Below are 16,671 nucleotides of genomic sequence, written 5' to 3' on the forward strand. Positions count from 1 at the left end.
TGCATAAATCTGTTATTTGTTAAAAGTGTGTTCTTCGCCAGGAAAAGTTCCTTGGGCAACTTCGTCGATATAAGCACGTACCGCAGAACGAATTTCACCGGTTTGTTTTAGGTAGTTTTTCGAGAAACGAGGAATGTAACCACTTGAAATACCTAACACATCATGCATCACCAATATTTGGCCGTCGGTCGATGCGCCTGCGCCAATTCCAATGACTGGAATCGTTAAGGCTTGAGTGATCGCCGCAGCGAGAGGCGCAGGGATACATTCCACTACGAGTAGTTGAGCCCCCGCGGCTTCTAAAGCCTTAGCTTCGTCGAGGATGCGCTGGGCATTTTCGGCATCGCGGCCTTGCACTTTAAAACCACCAAACACATGAACCGACTGAGGCGTTAAGCCTAAGTGGGCACATACAGGAATACCGCGTTCGGTGAGCTTAGTGACGGTTTCGAGTAACCAGTGGCCGCCTTCGACTTTGACCATGTTCGCGCCAGCTTGCATTAACTCAGTGGCGTTGACCATGGCTTGTTCTGGCGTGGCGTAACTCATAAAGGGCATATCGGCGATCAGCAGGGCACGTTCAATACCGCGACGAACACAGCGAGTATGGTAAGCGATTTCTGCAGTAGTGACGGGCAGGGTATCGTCATGGCCTTGGAGAACCATTCCCAAAGAATCGCCGACCAGCAGCACATCGACACCTTCGCTATCGAACGCGCTGGCAAAACTGGCATCATAGGCTGTCAGTGCCGTGAATTTTCTACCTTCCTGTTTGTATTTCAACAGGGTTGAGCTAGTAATTTTAGACATATGGATGATCTTCAAACCAAATAGAAGTGGTGTTATAAGCTAACTGAGGACGGACTTCAATGATCAATGCCCAGTTGTTGTAACTCGGCCAACATTTTTGTATCGATAAGACTGTCGATGGCAGTGTTGCAAGGCAGAATCAGATCCGGTGCAATTGCGGCTAAAGGCACGAGCACAAAGCTGCGCGTTTTCATGCCGTAGTGGGGCACTTTGAGTCTAGGAATATCAATGTTCTCATTACCATACAAGAGTAAATCGAGATCTAAGGTTCTAGGCCCCCAACGCTCTAGGCGGACTCGACCTTGGGTGTTTTCAATATGCTGCAGTGCATCGAGTAAAGCTAATGGCGCAAGATCAGTATCGAAACTCGCCACCGCATTAATATAATCGGGTTGCACGACATCGCCCATGGGCGTCGAATGGTAATAGGGAGAAACGACGAGCCTATTGTCTAAGGCGGACAATGCCGTCACGGCATTGTCCAATTGAGCCTTGGGATCTTCAAGATTTGCGCCTAATGCGACGTAGACGCGGGGCATTATTCAGCCGTTTTAACTTTAGGTGTGCCACTCGCTTTAGGTGCGCTCGTCGGCGCTGAACCATCGGCATTTGGTGCACGAGGACGGCGACGACGTTGGGTGGCATTACGGTTGCGGTTTGGCGATTTACTGCCGCTACGCGCTATGGCTAAACGTTCTGTTTCATCGGCTTCGACAAATTGTTGCCACCAAGCGGCACTTTTAGCGACATTACCCGCTTCGACTTCGCCCCTGAGCAAGAGCAAATCATATGCGGCTCTAAACTTAGGGTGTTCCATCAGTTTAAAGGCGCGGGTGCCTTGGCTACGATCGAAGCGTAACTGCAATTGCCAAATGTCTTTTGCCGGCGTACTAAAACGGCGCGGAATGCTAATGGTTTGGCATTGCTGCTCCATCACATCGCCCATGGCGGCAAAGAAGGCATCATATAACGTCAGACCACTTTCAACGGCAATATCTTCGGCGCGCTGACGTAGTGGATACCAGAGAAGCGCAGCATAGAAGAATGAAGGTGTGACCGGCTTATCTTCGTTAACTCTTTGATCTGTGCTCTTCATGATGGCTTGCACCATTTTCATGGTCGTACCTTTAGGATCATCTTTTAGCAGAGCGGCCACTTGCGGAAACAGCGGCGCGAATAGCTTGTATTCTTGCATTAATTCGAAGTTGGCTAAGGCTTTGCCTGCAAAGAAGAGTTTCAACACTTCTTCGTACATACGCGCTGCCGGAATATCTTTGAGCAGTGGCGCTAATTGTTTAATCGGCGCTGCTGTGACTGTTTCGATACCCATGTTGAGCTTAGTGGCGAAACGCACCGCCCTTAACATACGTACCGGATCTTCACGGTAACGGGTTTCTGGATCGCCGATTAATCTCAGCGTGCCAGCTTTGAGATCGGCCATACCGCCGCCGTAGCTGCGAATCGAGTAATCGCTGATATCGTAATAGAGGGCATTGACGGTAAAGTCGCGGCGCTCGGCATCTTCATCGATTTCGCCATAGACGTTATCGCGCAGCAAACGCCCTTCGGCATTGGCTTTCGAGACTTTCTCATTGCTTTCGCCATGGTGACCACGGAAGGTGGCGACTTCAATCACATCGCGGCCGAAAACAATGTGCGCTAAGCGGAAACGGCGACCGACAACACGGCAATTACGGAATAATTTTTTGATTTCTTCCGGTGTTGCATTGGTCACTATGTCGAAATCTTTCGGTTCAATCCCTAAGAGTAAATCGCGTACACCGCCGCCGACTAAATAGGCTTTAAAGCCAGATTTATTCAGTCTGTATAATACCTTAAGGGCATTCTCGCTGATTTGTTTGCGCGAGATGGTATGGGCATCTCTTGGTACTAACTCTAAACTCAAAGCACCGGAACTTTGTTCAGGTGTTGTTGGTTCAATCTGAGCTGGAGTCGGAGCGGTCGTTTTAGGCGCGTCTTCAAATAGCTGTTTGCAGAATTGGCTGATACGGCGAAAAATGGGACACCTCGAAATATGATCTGTTATTTGATTAAAAATCTGGCGGCTATCATATACCAAATGCGGCCTAATGAGTATATCAGGGCTCGATCAGTATCTCAGATTGTTGCGGTATAGTGGATAATTGAAACTGATCCACGGCTTGAGCGAGCATTTGCGCCACAGAGCCGCGGGTTTCGACGGGGGGTTGGCCTAAAAATGTCAGTGCCGCATTGAGGCTCGCCTGTGGATTAAGTGTATCAATTGCCTGTGCATGATTTTGTTTTGAGAGCTTAAAGCCTTTACTTAAGCAGGCGAGTGGCAAGTGCAACCATTGCGGTGCGGCTAAACCAAAGCTTTGATACAAACTCAGTTGGCGACAACTGGCTTCGATTAAATCGCAGCCTCGAACCACTTCAGTGATGCCTTGATAGGCATCGTCGAGCACCACGGCCAATTGATAGGCGTACAGGCCATCGCTGCGTTTGATGATGAAATCCTCTGCGGCAAAATGGCTATCAACGCAAATATGGCCCATTAGATTGTCATCAAATTCTTGCACTTGCGCCGTGTTGACGATTCGCACCGCACCCGACCTAACAAGATTTGCAGACTGGGTTTGTGGCAATCGGTGGCAGCGGCCATCGTAGACGCCGCCCATGGTTTGAATTTGCTTGCGACTACATTGGCAGAAATAGGCTTTATCTTGGGCGAGTAGCGAGTCAATTTGCGCTTGATAAGCCGCTGTGCGCTGGCTTTGATACAGAGGCACATCATCCCACTCAAATCCATAGGCTTCTAAGGTGCGTAAGATATCATCGGCGGCACCTTTGACTTCCCGCGGTGGGTCTATATCTTCGATGCGAATTAGCCATTTACCCTGTAGCGAGCGGGCGCGCAGATAGCTGCCAAGGGCGGCGATAAGCGAGCCAAAGTGCAAGGCACCCGAAGGCGAAGGCGCAAAGCGGCCGACATAGGGCTGGCTGGATAAATCGGAATGTAATGGCTTTGACATAACAACTAGATGGCGTTTTAAAGTCGCGACGGTAAAAGTGGATGTATTTTAGAGGGATGCTAAGAGAAAAGCGAATCGGGGTAAATTGGAGTGAGCTTGGCTTAAGCTCGTCGAGTTTACGAGTTGCTAGAAACAAATAGGCGGGGAAATCCCCGCCCAGTATGCTTGATTAACCAGCCATTTGTTTCTCTTTGATCTCTGCAAGCGTTTTACAGTCGATGCATTGATCGGCTGTTGGACGCGCTTCGAGACGGCGGATGCCGATTTCGATACCGCAAGAATCACAGAAGCCGAAATCGTCTTCTTCAATTTTTTGCAGTGTTTTTTCGATTTTTTTGATCAGCTTACGTTCTCTATCGCGAGCACGAAGTTCGAGGCTGAACTCTTCTTCTTGTGCTGCACGGTCAACAGGATCGGGAAAGTTTGCGGCTTCGTCCTGCATGTGGCTAAGAGTACGGTCGACCTCTTCACGCAACTGATTGCGCCAAGCTTCAAGAATTGTCTTGAAGTGACCCAGTTGCTTAGCGTTCATATACTCCTCACCCGGCTTTTCCTGGTAAGGATTTACACCTGCGATAGCGAGTACGCCAAGTTTTTTGGTGCCTTCAGGCATAACGCATCTCCTGTAATCATTTGCGTTTGTAGGGCGTCCTTAAGAACGGCCGCTATCTATAGCAGAATCTTCACATCGAGGCAAACTTTTCATTCTGCTTTGATTGAATTTTTTGACTATGTTCGCTAATTCAAATGAAATCAAATTTAACTCAGCCTTAACATCATACTCGTACATCGCAGGCTTGGGCTAGGTGAATCTCTGTAGGGGAGATTTTACAGCGATAGGCTAGCACTTCAACGCCGGCTAACACAGCCATTTTCAGTAACTTAGCATATTCAGGGTCGATATGTGCTGCTGGGGCAACACTGAATATTTCACTATGCTGCACCACAAATAGCAATACGGCTCGATGGCCTTGACTCACCATGTGCATCAATTCTCGTAAATGTTTTTGACCGCGTAGGCTTACAGCATCGGGAAAATAACCTTGGTCATCTTCGAGCAAAGTACAACTTTTGACTTCTATATAACAGGCGGGTTTTTGAGCACCCTGTAGCAGGATATCGATGCGACTATTTTCATCACCGTATTTGACTTCACGGCTGAGGCTATCATAACCCGTGAGTTCCTTGATGATACCTTTATTGATGGCTTCTTCGGCTAAGGTGTTCGCCTGACCCGAGTGGATACCGATCAAGCCAGCATCTGGCGTGGTCATCAGTTCCCATGTATGGGCGTACTTACGTTTAGGGTTATCAGAGGTAGAAAACCATACAGTTTCACCGGGATACAGGCAATTACGCATAGAGCCGGTATTGGGGCAATGTAGGGTGATCTCACTGCCATCGCTTAGCTGCACATCGGCCAGAAAACGCTTATAGCGGCGCAATAAAATGCCCTGTTGTAGTGGCGGTGTAAATTCCATCGATAGACCTATCTCGGCTGTTCAAGGTCGCAAAGCCTAGCAAATTTCGCAAATGTTTACAGATTTTACCTGAGTAACTTTAGCCAATCGCTTTGCGTCATCGTCTGCTAGCAGTAAACTGCCGCCATAAAGTTTGTTCTGATTGCTGATTGATTGTTCTGATTGATTGTTCTGATTGATTGTTCTAAAACGAATCGAAAAATAAGGATCCCTAATGAGTGAACTAAAAGTAACTGAATTGATGAAAGTGCAATTAACTAAAGAAACGCCAGCCGCGCACTGGGGCAAGGCTGATGTAACTTATACTGCCGACGGTGCGCAAATTCATTTAGCGGGTGGCGATGAGCTACGTCAAATTCAAATGGCGGCCCGTAAACTGCGCAGTCAAGGCATTAGCTGTGTGGAATTAGCTGGGCAGTTTTGGGATCTCAATAGCCAATGGGTGTTTGCCCAAGGTTTCGCGACGGCAAAACCAGGCTATCAAATCCATTGGTGTGGTGATGAGTCTGTGCAAGCAGAATTGCAACGTCGACTCGATGTGGCGACTTTTGCCCGTCAACTGATCAACGATACGCCTGAGAACCTGTCGCCAGTGAAGCTTGCCCAACAAGCAGCAAAATGGTTGGCTGACGTTGGTGGCGACAAGGTAAGTTATCGGATTATTGAAGGCGAAGCGCTGCTTGAAGAGCAGTGGATTGGTATCCATGCCGTCGGTCGCGGCAGTGAGCGTCCACCAGCAATGTTAGCGTTAGACTTCAACCCATTAGCCGCCGATGCACCCGTGTCTGTGGCGCTTGTGGGTAAAGGGATTACCTTTGATTCTGGCGGCTACAGTATCAAAGCTTCTGAAGGCATGTTAGGCATGAAATGCGATATGGGCGGCGCGGCGACTGTGACTGCAGCACTTGGTTTAGCGATCAAGTCTGGCCTCAACAAACGCGTTAAACTCTTCTTATGTTGTGCTGAAAACTTGATCAGCGGTCGCGCCTATAAGTTAGGTGATATTCTGACCTACAAAAATGGTGTAACAGTTGAAGTGGTGAACACAGATGCGGAAGGGCGCTTAGTGTTGGCCGATGGCCTACAAGCTGCTTCTGCTACAGGCGCACCTTTTATTATCGATGCAGCGACCCTTACAGGCGCCGCTGTGATGGCGGTGGGTTCTAACTACAACGCGATTTTCTCGCCACAGGCGGATGTGTTGCAACTGGCCCAGCAAAAAGCCACTAGCGTTGCCGAGCGAGTATGGCCGCTGCCGCTGGATCCTTGGCACAAAGAAATGTGTCCATCTGCCTATGCTGACACCGCAAACAGCCGCGCAATGAAAGGCGGCGGTGCAGGTGGTGCTTCTAATGCCGCTGGTTTCTTATGGCGTTTCGTGTCACCCGAAGCTAAATGGTTACACGTTGATTTAGCGGGCGCTTTTGAAGATTCAGCTTCTGCCATGTGGGGCGCGGGTGCAACAACCCACGGCGTATTGACTATTAGTGAATTGATTAAAGGCTAAGTCTAGCGCTAAGACTAAGTCAGATATGTTAGCTAAGATCCATTAAGGTTCTGTAGCTTTGATTAAACCGCCTACGGGCGGTTTTTTATTGGTTGAAAGATTAGAACACTCGTTTACTTGGCGTTTTAGCGGCTTCATGGCATGTTATGGCTGAGCATTTTTAATTGGAAAACATGATGATAACTATACGAAAAGCGACGAAAGCTGATGCTCAGGTCTGCTGGGATATCCGTAATGCAGCTATTAATAAAGGCTGCGCCGGATTTTATGATGCGGGCGATCTGGTGATTTGGACCGAGGGCGAACTGACCGAGCAATTTAGTCGTATCGTCGATGCACATTTTTATGTGGCAGAGTTGTCCTCTGACGAGTCGCAGCTTAAGACTGTGGTCGGCACGGCCATGTTGGATGAACCCTATGCTCAGTTAGAAGCCTTGTTTGTTTCCCCCGATGCTATGGGGTTAGGAGTTGGTAAAGTGCTGCTGCAATTTATTGAAACTATGGCTTTTAATCAGGGGATTGCCCAGCTCAGATTAGAATCAACTTTAAATGCGGTGGATTTCTATCGCCACTGTGGTTTTGGTGGTGAGGGTTTAGAGGAGGAATCTATCTACTGTTCGCCCAGAGGAATAGCCTTAGAGTGTATGGTGATGTATAAAAATCTAGGGCGGTCTTTGGCCTGCTAGGACGCAGCAAAAAACGCTGTTGCTAGAATCTAGGGCGTTGCTTTGCAACTGCTAGAACGCCGCTTTGCGGCTACGGATAACGGCACACAGCAAACTGCTACAGAACGTCACTTTTTGACTCACGATTTATGCAACGGGCTTTGCTCTTATTGTGAGTGCAGCGTTCTGTGAGTGAGTTTACGAATGTTCTATTTTCCTAGAATCTAAAGTCTAGATTTCTGAGAGGTTGCTGACATACTCAAGGGAATCAAGAGATCAAGTATGAATGCGGAATTAACTTATATAAAGTCACATTAAAAAGGTTGCTGACATATTCGAGGGAATCAACAGATCAAGCATAGATGTGGAATTCATTCTTCATAAAAGGTTGCTGACATACTCAAGGAAATCAACAGATCAAGTATGGATGTGGAATTAACTCTGAAGACTTAAAGTTACGTTAAAAGGTTGCTGACATACTCAAGGAAATCAACAGATCAAGATGGGGGAATTAACTCCCAAGAGTATGCCAACTATCGTTCTTTCGCCTGAAATCCCGATGCCGACAAGATTAGCGCGAGTGGCTTAAATAAAACTTAATCCATTGCAAAAAAAGACTTTATTTCCTTAGCCTTTAGTCAAAATTGCCCACAAATCCTCAAGGTTTCAGTTCGCCTCTGGAGTATTAAGTTGTTGACGTTTTTCCATCAAATCTTTAATCAAAGGCGTAAGGATCAGCTCCATCGCCAGCGACATTTTGCCGCCGGGGACGACGAGTGTGTTGACCCGTGACATAAATGAACCTTGGATCATATTGAGGTAATAGGGGAAGTCGACATTATTGATACCGCGGAAGCGGATCACCACAAAGCTCTCATCTAAGCTCGGAATATCTTTGGCACTAAATGGGTTAGAGGTATCGACCGTCGGTACTCGCTGAAAGTTAATGTGAGTGCGGGAGAACTGTGGCGTCATGTGCTTAATATAGTCGTCCATACTGCGCACAATTGACCCCATGACTTTTTCACGGCTGTGGCCACGTTCTGAAGTATCGCGGATAATTTTTTGGATCCACTCTAAGTTGACTATGGGCACCATGCCGATCAGCAAGTCCACATGCTGGGCGACATTGGCATCACCAGTAACCACACCGCCATGTAAGCCTTCGTAGTAGAGCATATCGGTATTTTCAGGTAGTGGTCGCCATTGGGTAAAAGTGCCGGGCATCTGGTTAAAAGGCACTGCCTCATCGAAGGTGTGTAAATAGCTGCGGGTTTCACCTTGGCCTGTGGTGCTGTAATCGCGAAAGCATTGCTCTAAACGAGCAAAGTTATTAGCCTCTGGGCCAAAATAGCTAAGATTGCGGTTTTCAGCTTGGGATTTGCGGATCATGACTTCCATTTCGGCGCGGGTAAAATGATGAAAACTGTCGCCTTCGACAAAGGCGGCGTTGATCCCGAGTTGGCGAAAAATATGGCTAAAGGCGGTGGTCGTCGTGGTGGTTCCCGCGCCTGATGAGCCTGTAACTGCAATAATGGGATGTTTTGCTGACATTTTTTCTACCTAGCTAGGAACCAAAAGAGCCGCTTATGGGGAAGCGATAAAAACGCGAGTACTATTTATACGGTACAGAGATAGGACTGGTCAATCTTGCTGCTGTGCTATTTGATCCGCCGAGCGTATCGCGAAGGACTCATCGTCCTCACTGTACTCTAATTTCAGCTTACCTTGTTTAAGTGCTTGTTGACATTGGACTATCGCCTGCATCAGTTCCTGTTCATCGAGACTGGCAAAGCTGCCATCCTCCACTTGACCTAAGAGATATTCGCGGATCACATTGGCGAGCGTTTCCTTTGGGAGTTGTAACAGGGTTTCATAGGGAATGAGCATCGGTGTTTCCTTGGGTGATATTGTCGCCGTTGATTGGGTCTGCGCTAAGTGAGTCAACACTTTGATCGCCTAGTAAAAAATGTAAGATCCGTCGCTCAAGGTAGAAGCGCGGTTTCCAAGGTGTACCGCCTTCAATAAAGCCGACATGGCCGCCATAGGGATGCAGTTCGTATTCCACATAGCCCGACAATTGACTTGATTGGGGGATCACTTCATCGGTCATAAAGGGATCGTCCTTAGCATGTATGATGAGCGTCGGTTTAGTTATGCGGCTGACAAAGGGTAAGCCACTGGCACGCGTATAGTAATCGTCGACGCCGTCAAAGCCGTGTAATGGCGCTGTGACTTTATCGTCAAAATCATAGAAGGTATTTAAACGGTCGACCTGTAACTGGCTTAGCGGCATAGAGATGGCTAAGTCGGGATCATTTAGTTTATGGCTTATTTTCTGTTGCAACTGTTTGATTAGATAGCTTTGATACACCTTCGAAAAGCCATTTTCCAAGCGTTTAGCGCAGGCTGACAATTGCAGCGGCGCAGAGACAACCACAGCGCGGGCTAATAAACTATCATCCTGATATTCGCCTTGATACTTAGTCAGCACATTGCCGCCTAAACTGTAACCTACGGCTAATAAGGGCGATTGCGGATACGCGCTTTTCAGTGTCGATAGACTAAACTGTAAATCGTCCGTATCGCCACTGTGATAACTGCGGGCGAGGCGATTAGCCTCACCCGAACAACTTCTGTGATGGTGCACGACGGCTGCGAGTTGCTGTTCCTTACAGGCTTGCAGTATCCGCCGCGCATAATGGGATTGAGCACTTCCTTCTAAGCCGTGGATGATCACCACGATCGGTTTGCCAGACTGTGGAACATCCTGCCAATCTAAATCGATAAAATCGCCATCGGGTAACTCTAAGCGCTGCCGCTGTAATGCTGGTTTGGCCACTTTAGTGAATACGGGTAAAATCGTTTGTATATGGGGGCTCTTGGCCCACCAAGGTGGCATAAAGGAATTTGGCATAGATGTTTATCTTGGTATCGGCTATTGCTGAAAATTAAAACGTGTGTTTAATTTATACCCAAACCAACTCAAAATGCTGAAATTCGTATTTTGAGGTCGCTTGGGTATAAACTCGCGGCCATTGTAGCACAATTGTTTTTTATGCTGATATTTAGGCCGACATTTAGGTTGATAATTAGGAGATAGAGATGAAGCGACGAACCTTTATAATGGGTGCGTTTGCCGGTACGGCTGCGTTAGCCTTAGGGGTTAATCTCTATTCTCCTGAGTTTAGTTTGCCCGAGGATAGCGAAGGTAAAGATTATCGTTTGTTGTTTAGCGTGCTTTTGCCTGTGATGCTCGACGGCGCCTTGCCTGATGTGGCCATCCATAAGTTAGCGGCGCAAAACCGCACTTTAGATGCCATCAAACAGTCGATTGCTGTGTTACCCGATGAGCAGCAGACCGAATTGTTTGAGCTGCTCGATATGCTCGAAAATCGTCTTGGTTTACTAGTACTCACCTCGAGCATGACGCCGCTATTGATGCGCTCTCCCGCCGAGTTAACTGATATGTTAGAAACCTGGCGCCACAGTTATTTTGCTTTGTTACAAACGGCTTATCTCGGATTGCGCGAATTAGTGATGGCAAGTTACTACGCTTGTCCTGAGCACTGGAGCCGCCTGCATTATGCCAAGCCTGAGCTGTTCAAATAGCGAGTCCATTTTTAACCTAATTAAACGCCGAATAATAAGCATTTTACCCGCGACAGTGGAGCACTCAAGTTGGCAATCATAGATCCTATAGTGAATGGTTTAAACTCTGGTTGGTTGCACACTGATGCGAGCCAATTGCAAGAAAACCAGCAGTTTGAAGCTGATGTGATTATTGTCGGCACAGGTGCTGGCGGCGGTGTGGCGGCTGAAATCCTCACCCAAGCAGGGCTGAGCGTGATCATGATTGAGGCGGGACCGCTAAAATCCTCCAGCGATTTTAATATGGAAGAGCGGGTCGCTTATCCCAACTTGTATCAACAAGCTGCGGCGATGAAAACCGCCGACAAGGCGATTGGGATTTTTCAAGGTCGCGCAGTCGGTGGTTCAACCACAGTTAACTGGACCACTTCTATTCGCACGCCGACCGAGGCGTTAGCCTTTTGGGCGCAACATAAATCGGTTGTTGGGCTTAATCGCGAGAGTTTAGATCCTTGGTTTGAGCAAATGGAACAACGGCTCAACATTCATGAATGGAATTATGAGCCTAATCGCAATAATGCCGCCCTGAAGCAAGGTTGTATCAATCTTGGCTGGGAATACACTGTGATTAAACGCAATGTGGCGGGTTGCTGGAATACCGGCTATTGCGGCATGGGTTGTCCGGTCAATGCGAAGCAATCTATGCTAGTCACTACGATTCCCGCGGCACTTGAGAAAGGCGCGCAGCTGATCAGTCGCGCTAAAGTGACTAAGATTGAGCACCATAATGGCCAAGTGTTTGCGTTAAAGGCGCAGGCGCTGGATGTGAATTTACGACCCACTGACGTTGAGCTGTTATTTAAGGCTAAACATTATATTTTGAGTGCGGGTGCTATCCATACACCGACGATTTTGATGCGTTCGCAAGTGCCCGATCCCCACCAACTTTTGGGTAAACGCACCTTTTTACATCCTACTTTGTTATCCGGCGGCGTATTTGCCGATTCGATCAATGGCCATAGCGGTGCGCCGCAATCTATCTATTCCGATGAATTTGTGTGGAACAATGGCGCCGATGGTGAGCTGGGTTATAAACTTGAAGTGCCGCCGGTGCATCCGATTTTAATTGCCTCTAAAACCTTAGGTTATGGTACAAGTCATGCTGAGTTAATGTCACAATTCAATCAGTTGCAAGTGACTATCGCTTTGATCCGCGATGGCTATCATCCCGACAGTCAAGGCGGTGAAGTACACTTAACGGATAAGGGTTTTGCTTTAGATTATCCGCTGACCGATGCCTTTTGGCGGGCCGCGAGACGCGCTTTTGCCAGTATGGCGGAGTTACAATTCTCGGCTGGCGCCTTAAAAGTGTTGCCGATCAGCGATGGCATGCCTTACTTATCCTCGTGGAAAGACGCCAAAGAGAGCATTGCGCAGATGTCACTCGCGCCACTGCGCACTATCGTTGCATCGGCGCACGTAATGGGCGGTTGTCCCTTCGGCGAAGATGAAAAGCTTTCTATGGTCAACAGTTATGGACAGTCGCACTATTTAGAGAATTTATCTGTAATGGATGGCTCTATCTTCCCGACCAGCCTTGGCGCTAACCCGCAGCTGTCGATTTATGGCATCACGGCACGTAATGCCACCGCACTCGCACAGAAGCTCACTGACGGTAAAGCCTGATGTTATCTTATCAAAATGCAGCTTAGCTTGATAAAGCTTGATGGGGTGTGAATGTCTGAAAACACATTACGGGAAGGTGGTTGCTTATGCGGCGCGATTCGTTATCAGATAGAAGGTGAACCCTTTGATGCGGATTATTGCCACTGCCGTTCGTGCCAAAAAAGCACGGGCTCTGCATTTGGGGCTTGGATGGATTTTAAACTCAGCCAAGTGATTTGGCTTAAAGGTCAGGTGACTGAGTTTGCATCGTCTGAGTTTATTCGCCGTGGATTTTGTGACAAGTGCGGTACATCGTTAACTTACCGACATACTCAATATCCCGATTATTTGACCTTGAGCATAGCGAGTCTGGACGATGCTAACCAAGTTCAGCCTAAGTACCATATTTATACTGAGAGTCAGTTGAACTGGTTGGTGATCAAGGATGACTGTGAACGCTATCCGCAAGGCCGCAGCTGTTAGCGGCTCACGTCAATTTGATTGAGTTTGAGCTAACATGGTTGAGCTTGTTCTAACTTGATTAACTTAGGTCAGGGCGCAATGAGGCCGATTTCGTTGGCATCAATGTCACTGAGTCCAAACAGGCTTAAGTAGCTCACTAGATTTGTTGCTTGGCCGCTTGGGCTGAGTTCATTGAGTTTATTCAAGATGGTTCGCTGCGCTTTACGTTCCATCATTAGCTCAACGGCGAGCATCTGCTGATACTCTTGCTCATTTAGGCTGGACTTAGCGAGTTTACGTAATTTGCGGTAGGGCGTGAGAAACCTTTCATCCCATTCACCTACAGCATTCATCAGTGCTTGCCATTGGTCTGGGCTGTATTGCTGCGGCCCAGACACATCCATAGTGATATCTAAATATTGTGCCAGTAGCAGTAGATTGACGTTCACCTGACAGCTATTTTGCAATTCGAGACAGAGCGCTTTGTTTTGCGCATAGCTCATATCACACCATTGCCAGAGTTGACTGTCGAACTGGGTTAAAACCGCCATACTATTTCCTTGTATTGCCGCTGCTACTGACTTTTATTTAAAAGAACGCTGGAGTTATTGTTGCTCCATGACCTCTTGCTCCATTGCATCTATCTCTTCTTGCAACTCGAGCCATTGCATTTCACTGTCTTCTAAGGTTTGCGTCAAGCTCGTTCGCTCGGTTAATACCGAGGTTAGCTTGGCTTTGTTATCTTGATCATACAATTCGCTATCGGCCAGCAAGTGTTCTAGCTCGGCGAGGCGTTCGCTCAGCTTTTGTTGCTCGGTTTCTAACTTAGTTTGTTTGCGCTTGAGCGGCGATACCTTTTGGCGGATCTCGGCCTCGAGGCGTTTTTGCTGTTTTTTATCGGCGGCAGGTTTGATCTCGTCGCTGGTGCTGTTTTGATTCGAGTTGGCTTTCGCCGCATCGAGCAACCATTGGTGATAATCGTCTAAGTCGCCGTCGAAGGCGCGTACTTCACCTTGATCCACCAGATAGTAATCGCTACAGGTTAATCGCAGTAAATGCCTATCATGCGAGACGACAACCATAGCGCCTTCAAAGGTTTGCAATGCCATTGTCAGGGCGTGGCGCATCTCTAAGTCTAAATGGTTGGTGGGTTCATCGAGCAGCAATAGGTTAGGGCGTTGCCAAACTAATAGCGCTAACACTAAACGGGCTTTCTCGCCGCCAGAAAAGGGGCGTACAGGTGAGAGCGCCATATCGCCATTAAAGCCAAAACCGCCTAAGAAGTTACGCAACTCTTGCTCTCTGGCGTTGGGTGCCAGACGTACTAAATGCTGCATCGGCGTATCGTCGAGGCGTAAAAATTCGATTTGGTGCTGGGCAAAGTAGCCAATATTGACGCCAGGGTTAGGTTCATACAAACCTGTCAGTGGTGACAATTGGCCCGATAACAGTTTGATGAGCGTCGACTTACCCGCGCCGTTACGGCCGAGTAAACCAATGCGCGCACCCGGTACTAAGTTTAAATGCACCTTGCTCAGGATTGGCTTATCGCTATAACCGATCGCGACTTGCTCCATTTTAATCAGTGGATTGGGCAGGGCTTCTGGAGCCCGAAACTCCATATAAAAGGGGCTATCGGCTTGAGACGGCAACAACTCAGTCATGCGCTCTAGTGCCTTTAAGCGGCTCTGCGCTTGTTTGGCTTTACTTGCCTTGTAACGGAAACGGTCAACGAAGGACTGCATGTGTGCACGTTCTTTTTGTTGGCGTTCGAAGGCAACCTGTTGTTGCGACATGCGTTCGGCACGAATGCGCTCAAAGGCACTGTAATTGCCTTTGTAGAAATTGAGTTTTTGATTTTCAACGTGGACGATTTCATCAACGATTTCATCGATAAAGTCCCTATCATGGCTGATTAAAATCAGCGTGCCTTGATAGGACTTAATCCAACCTTCGAGCCAGTACATGGTATCTAAGTCCAAGTGGTTGGTCGGTTCGTCGAGGAGTAATAAGTCAGAGCGGCACAGTAGCGCTTGGGCTAAGTTGAGGCGCATACGCCAACCACCCGAAAAGCTTTTCACTGGATTGCTTTGCTCGGCTTCACTAAAGCCCAGACCCGCTAACAATGAACCCGCGCGCGAATGAATCGCATAACCACCGATAGCGTCGATTTTGCCGTGTAAGAGTGCGATGGCATTGCCGTCGTTCTCTTCTTGGGCCTTGTGCAATAGGGCTTCTAATTGGCGATATTCGCTATCGCCATCGATCACATATTCCAGTGCCGAGACGTCGAGCGCAGGGGTTTCTTGGGCCACAGTGGCAATTTGCCAGCCAGAAGGCAGACTAAATTCACCTTTATCTAGGCTTAAGTGACCTAAAATTAATGCGAGCAGTGAAGATTTGCCTGTGCCGTTAGCACCGACTAAACCGACCTTATGGCCGGGATAAATCGTGAGAGAGGTCTCATCTAGCAGGGTTTTGCTGCCACGGATTAATTGCGCTTGGTTGATGCTGATCATTAACTACAACTTGGTTAGAACGTGAATTCGTCAGGGCACAGATAATAGCGTACAACCCAGTTTCAAACCACAGCCTGACCCGATAACTAGGACAATTATTCGACTTTTCAGGATGATCTTTAGCGAATCGCATCACATCGACCTAAGGCCTCATACTTTCAGGTAACACTGGTATTCAATCATCAGTGTGGCAAAATAGCGGCAATTTCTTCGGCCGAGTCCCTTGGCCCTGCTATCTGGTCCTTTATCTATTATGACAAACACTAAAATCAAAAAGCGTTTCGTAGCCGGTGCTAAGTGCCCAAAATGCAGCGCCAAAGACAGCATTTTACTCTACAAGGAAAACGGCATCGAAACCGTTGAATGCACAGAGTGTGATTACCGTGAACAGCAAACCGATGAAAAGGTCACAGAAAAAGCCACCGGTGATGTGATCGGCGTGTTTAAACCGGATTAGGTTGAAGCTTCAATTCATCAAAGTTAGTTTCGAAAAAGATTCACAACATGTGCAGTGTCGATTGGCAATATTGCTCCAGCGACACGCCGTAAACTCGTCCTTGAGGGCTCGACGGTGGCATCTGCTGTACATGGATTTACGAATGTTGCGATCACATAGATGTGAATGAGCAACCATGCCACCAACGGTCACTTCCGTAATAATGCCAATCCTAACTAACCCTCTCGCTGCCCGTTCTGCTAAAAAGCTATTGCCCCATTTCGTGTTTCGGCTCGTTAGCTCAACCGAAAATTCCCACTCCTGCTGCCATACAAATTCTTATCTATTTGCCTATGCTTGGCCTTACCAGAAATCGACTAACAATGTATGGGTATACAGTCGTATTTAAATTTAGGTGTTTTGGTATGATTTTCAGACAAAATCAGTGCGCACTAATTCCATTCGAAATAAATAAAACTCTTTAAAATCAGGTAAATATAGTAACTGAATTTTAGTTAATA

17 protein-coding genes are annotated in these 16,671 nt (G+C 47.7%); 6 read left to right on the forward strand and 11 right to left on the reverse strand.

Features of this window, described 5'->3' with window-relative positions:
• Positions 1-12: 12 nt before the first annotated feature.
• The 6 genes from panB to sfsA form a co-directional block, all read right to left on the reverse strand.
• Positions 13-810, reverse strand: coding sequence for a 3-methyl-2-oxobutanoate hydroxymethyltransferase (gene panB, locus L5M11_RS21630; RefSeq protein ID WP_028761774.1), 798 nt, complete (start codon positions 808-810; stop codon positions 13-15).
• A gap of 56 nt (positions 811-866) precedes the next feature.
• The gene (gene folK / locus L5M11_RS21635) at positions 867-1,349 is read right to left on the reverse strand and encodes a 2-amino-4-hydroxy-6-hydroxymethyldihydropteridine diphosphokinase (RefSeq protein ID WP_263145355.1); all 483 of its coding nucleotides are present in this window, start codon (positions 1,347-1,349) and stop codon (positions 867-869) included.
• Positions 1,349-2,890 (reverse strand): polynucleotide adenylyltransferase PcnB, encoded by a 1,542-nt coding sequence (locus L5M11_RS21640; RefSeq protein WP_173497280.1) that lies wholly within the window; start codon positions 2,888-2,890, stop codon positions 1,349-1,351. Before L5M11_RS21640 ends, folK begins: the two co-directional genes overlap by 1 nt.
• A gap of 19 nt (positions 2,891-2,909) precedes the next feature.
• Positions 2,910-3,824 carry a tRNA glutamyl-Q(34) synthetase GluQRS gene (gene gluQRS, locus L5M11_RS21645; RefSeq protein ID WP_263186479.1) on the reverse strand — a complete coding sequence of 305 codons (915 nt, stop codon included), beginning with the start codon at positions 3,822-3,824 and terminating at the stop codon, positions 2,910-2,912.
• A 169-nt stretch (positions 3,825-3,993) separates the two neighbouring features.
• Positions 3,994-4,437, reverse strand: a complete 444-nt coding sequence (gene dksA, locus L5M11_RS21650) for an RNA polymerase-binding protein DksA (RefSeq protein WP_006082967.1) — start codon at positions 4,435-4,437, stop codon at positions 3,994-3,996.
• Between the two features lie 163 nt (positions 4,438-4,600).
• Positions 4,601-5,305 carry a DNA/RNA nuclease SfsA gene (gene sfsA, locus L5M11_RS21655; RefSeq protein ID WP_263193223.1) on the reverse strand — a complete coding sequence of 235 codons (705 nt, stop codon included), beginning with the start codon at positions 5,303-5,305 and terminating at the stop codon, positions 4,601-4,603.
• Positions 5,306-5,519: 214 nt separating this feature from the next.
• On the opposite strand from sfsA, the gene pepB reads away from it, so the two are divergent.
• A complete protein-coding gene (gene pepB, locus L5M11_RS21660) occupies positions 5,520-6,812 on the forward strand; it encodes an aminopeptidase PepB (protein ID WP_263193224.1) in 1,293 nt (430 codons plus the stop codon).
• A 176-nt stretch (positions 6,813-6,988) separates the two neighbouring features.
• Positions 6,989-7,498, forward strand: coding sequence for a GNAT family N-acetyltransferase (locus tag L5M11_RS21665; RefSeq protein WP_263193225.1), 510 nt, complete (start codon positions 6,989-6,991; stop codon positions 7,496-7,498).
• Positions 7,499-8,143: 645 nt separating this feature from the next.
• Here L5M11_RS21665 and L5M11_RS21670 read toward each other — a convergent pair.
• The 3 genes from L5M11_RS21670 to L5M11_RS21680 all read right to left on the reverse strand — a co-directional run bounded on the left by L5M11_RS21670 (position 8,144) and on the right by L5M11_RS21680 (position 10,394).
• On the reverse strand, positions 8,144-9,031 hold the full coding sequence (locus tag L5M11_RS21670) for a phosphoribulokinase (RefSeq protein ID WP_011847692.1): 888 nt from the start codon (positions 9,029-9,031) through the stop codon (positions 8,144-8,146).
• Positions 9,032-9,121: 90 nt separating this feature from the next.
• Positions 9,122-9,367: a YheU family protein gene (locus L5M11_RS21675; protein ID WP_113939743.1), complete on the reverse strand. Its 246-nt coding sequence runs from the start codon at positions 9,365-9,367 to the stop codon at positions 9,122-9,124.
• Entirely contained in the window at positions 9,351-10,394 is a 1,044-nt protein-coding gene (locus tag L5M11_RS21680; RefSeq protein WP_263168356.1) for a hydrolase, read from the reverse strand. The genes L5M11_RS21675 and L5M11_RS21680 overlap by 17 nt, the downstream gene beginning before the upstream one ends.
• A 188-nt stretch (positions 10,395-10,582) precedes the next feature.
• On the opposite strand from L5M11_RS21680, the gene L5M11_RS21685 reads away from it, so the two are divergent.
• The 3 genes from L5M11_RS21685 (at position 10,583) to L5M11_RS21695 (ending at position 13,216) form a co-directional block, all read left to right on the forward strand.
• Positions 10,583-11,089: a TAT leader-containing periplasmic protein gene (locus tag L5M11_RS21685; RefSeq protein ID WP_105251529.1), complete on the forward strand. Its 507-nt coding sequence runs from the start codon at positions 10,583-10,585 to the stop codon at positions 11,087-11,089.
• Positions 11,090-11,158: 69 nt separating this feature from the next.
• A complete protein-coding gene (locus L5M11_RS21690; RefSeq protein ID WP_219234457.1) occupies positions 11,159-12,754 on the forward strand; it encodes a GMC family oxidoreductase in 1,596 nt (531 codons plus the stop codon).
• 51 nt (positions 12,755-12,805) lie between these two features.
• The gene (locus L5M11_RS21695) at positions 12,806-13,216 is read left to right on the forward strand and encodes a GFA family protein (protein WP_263183050.1); all 411 of its coding nucleotides are present in this window, start codon (positions 12,806-12,808) and stop codon (positions 13,214-13,216) included.
• Positions 13,217-13,284: 68 nt separating this feature from the next.
• Here L5M11_RS21695 and L5M11_RS21700 read toward each other — a convergent pair whose 3' ends face one another.
• Together L5M11_RS21700 and L5M11_RS21705 are read right to left on the reverse strand one after the other, a co-directional pair.
• The gene (locus L5M11_RS21700; RefSeq protein ID WP_263183048.1) at positions 13,285-13,746 is read right to left on the reverse strand and encodes a TIGR02444 family protein; all 462 of its coding nucleotides are present in this window, start codon (positions 13,744-13,746) and stop codon (positions 13,285-13,287) included.
• Between the two features lie 54 nt (positions 13,747-13,800).
• On the reverse strand, positions 13,801-15,714 hold the full coding sequence (locus L5M11_RS21705) for an ABC transporter ATP-binding protein (protein WP_263193227.1): 1,914 nt from the start codon (positions 15,712-15,714) through the stop codon (positions 13,801-13,803).
• Between the two features lie 253 nt (positions 15,715-15,967).
• Here L5M11_RS21705 and L5M11_RS21710 point away from each other — a divergent pair, with 253 nt between their 5' ends.
• On the forward strand, positions 15,968-16,171 hold the full coding sequence (locus L5M11_RS21710) for a YheV family putative zinc ribbon protein (protein WP_263193228.1): 204 nt from the start codon (positions 15,968-15,970) through the stop codon (positions 16,169-16,171).
• The last annotated feature ends 500 nt before the right edge of the window (positions 16,172-16,671 follow it).

Origin of the sequence: Shewanella sp. SM87 (assembly GCF_025653705.1) — a bacterium.
Lineage (GTDB): Bacteria > Pseudomonadota > Gammaproteobacteria > Enterobacterales > Shewanellaceae > Shewanella > Shewanella oncorhynchi.

Coding starts and splice junctions, on each gene's coding strand:
- panB (WP_028761774.1), bottom strand. CDS start 810: ATGTCTAAAATTACTAGCTCAACCCTGTTGAAATACAAACAGGAAGGT.
- folK (WP_263145355.1), bottom strand. CDS start 1,349: ATGCCCCGCGTCTACGTCGCATTAGGCGCAAATCTTGAAGATCCCAAG.
- gluQRS (WP_263186479.1), bottom strand. CDS start 3,824: ATGTCAAAGCCATTACATTCCGATTTATCCAGCCAGCCCTATGTCGGC.
- dksA (WP_006082967.1), bottom strand. CDS start 4,437: ATGCCTGAAGGCACCAAAAAACTTGGCGTACTCGCTATCGCAGGTGTA.
- sfsA (WP_263193223.1), bottom strand. CDS start 5,305: ATGGAATTTACACCGCCACTACAACAGGGCATTTTATTGCGCCGCTAT.
- pepB (WP_263193224.1), top strand. CDS start 5,520: ATGAGTGAACTAAAAGTAACTGAATTGATGAAAGTGCAATTAACTAAA.
- L5M11_RS21665 (WP_263193225.1), top strand. CDS start 6,989: ATGATAACTATACGAAAAGCGACGAAAGCTGATGCTCAGGTCTGCTGG.
- L5M11_RS21670 (WP_011847692.1), bottom strand. CDS start 9,031: ATGTCAGCAAAACATCCCATTATTGCAGTTACAGGCTCATCAGGCGCG.
- L5M11_RS21675 (WP_113939743.1), bottom strand. CDS start 9,367: ATGCTCATTCCCTATGAAACCCTGTTACAACTCCCAAAGGAAACGCTC.
- L5M11_RS21680 (WP_263168356.1), bottom strand. CDS start 10,394: ATGCCAAATTCCTTTATGCCACCTTGGTGGGCCAAGAGCCCCCATATA.
- L5M11_RS21685 (WP_105251529.1), top strand. CDS start 10,583: ATGAAGCGACGAACCTTTATAATGGGTGCGTTTGCCGGTACGGCTGCG.
- L5M11_RS21695 (WP_263183050.1), top strand. CDS start 12,806: ATGTCTGAAAACACATTACGGGAAGGTGGTTGCTTATGCGGCGCGATT.
- L5M11_RS21700 (WP_263183048.1), bottom strand. CDS start 13,746: ATGGCGGTTTTAACCCAGTTCGACAGTCAACTCTGGCAATGGTGTGAT.
- L5M11_RS21705 (WP_263193227.1), bottom strand. CDS start 15,714: ATGATCAGCATCAACCAAGCGCAATTAATCCGTGGCAGCAAAACCCTG.
- L5M11_RS21710 (WP_263193228.1), top strand. CDS start 15,968: ATGACAAACACTAAAATCAAAAAGCGTTTCGTAGCCGGTGCTAAGTGC.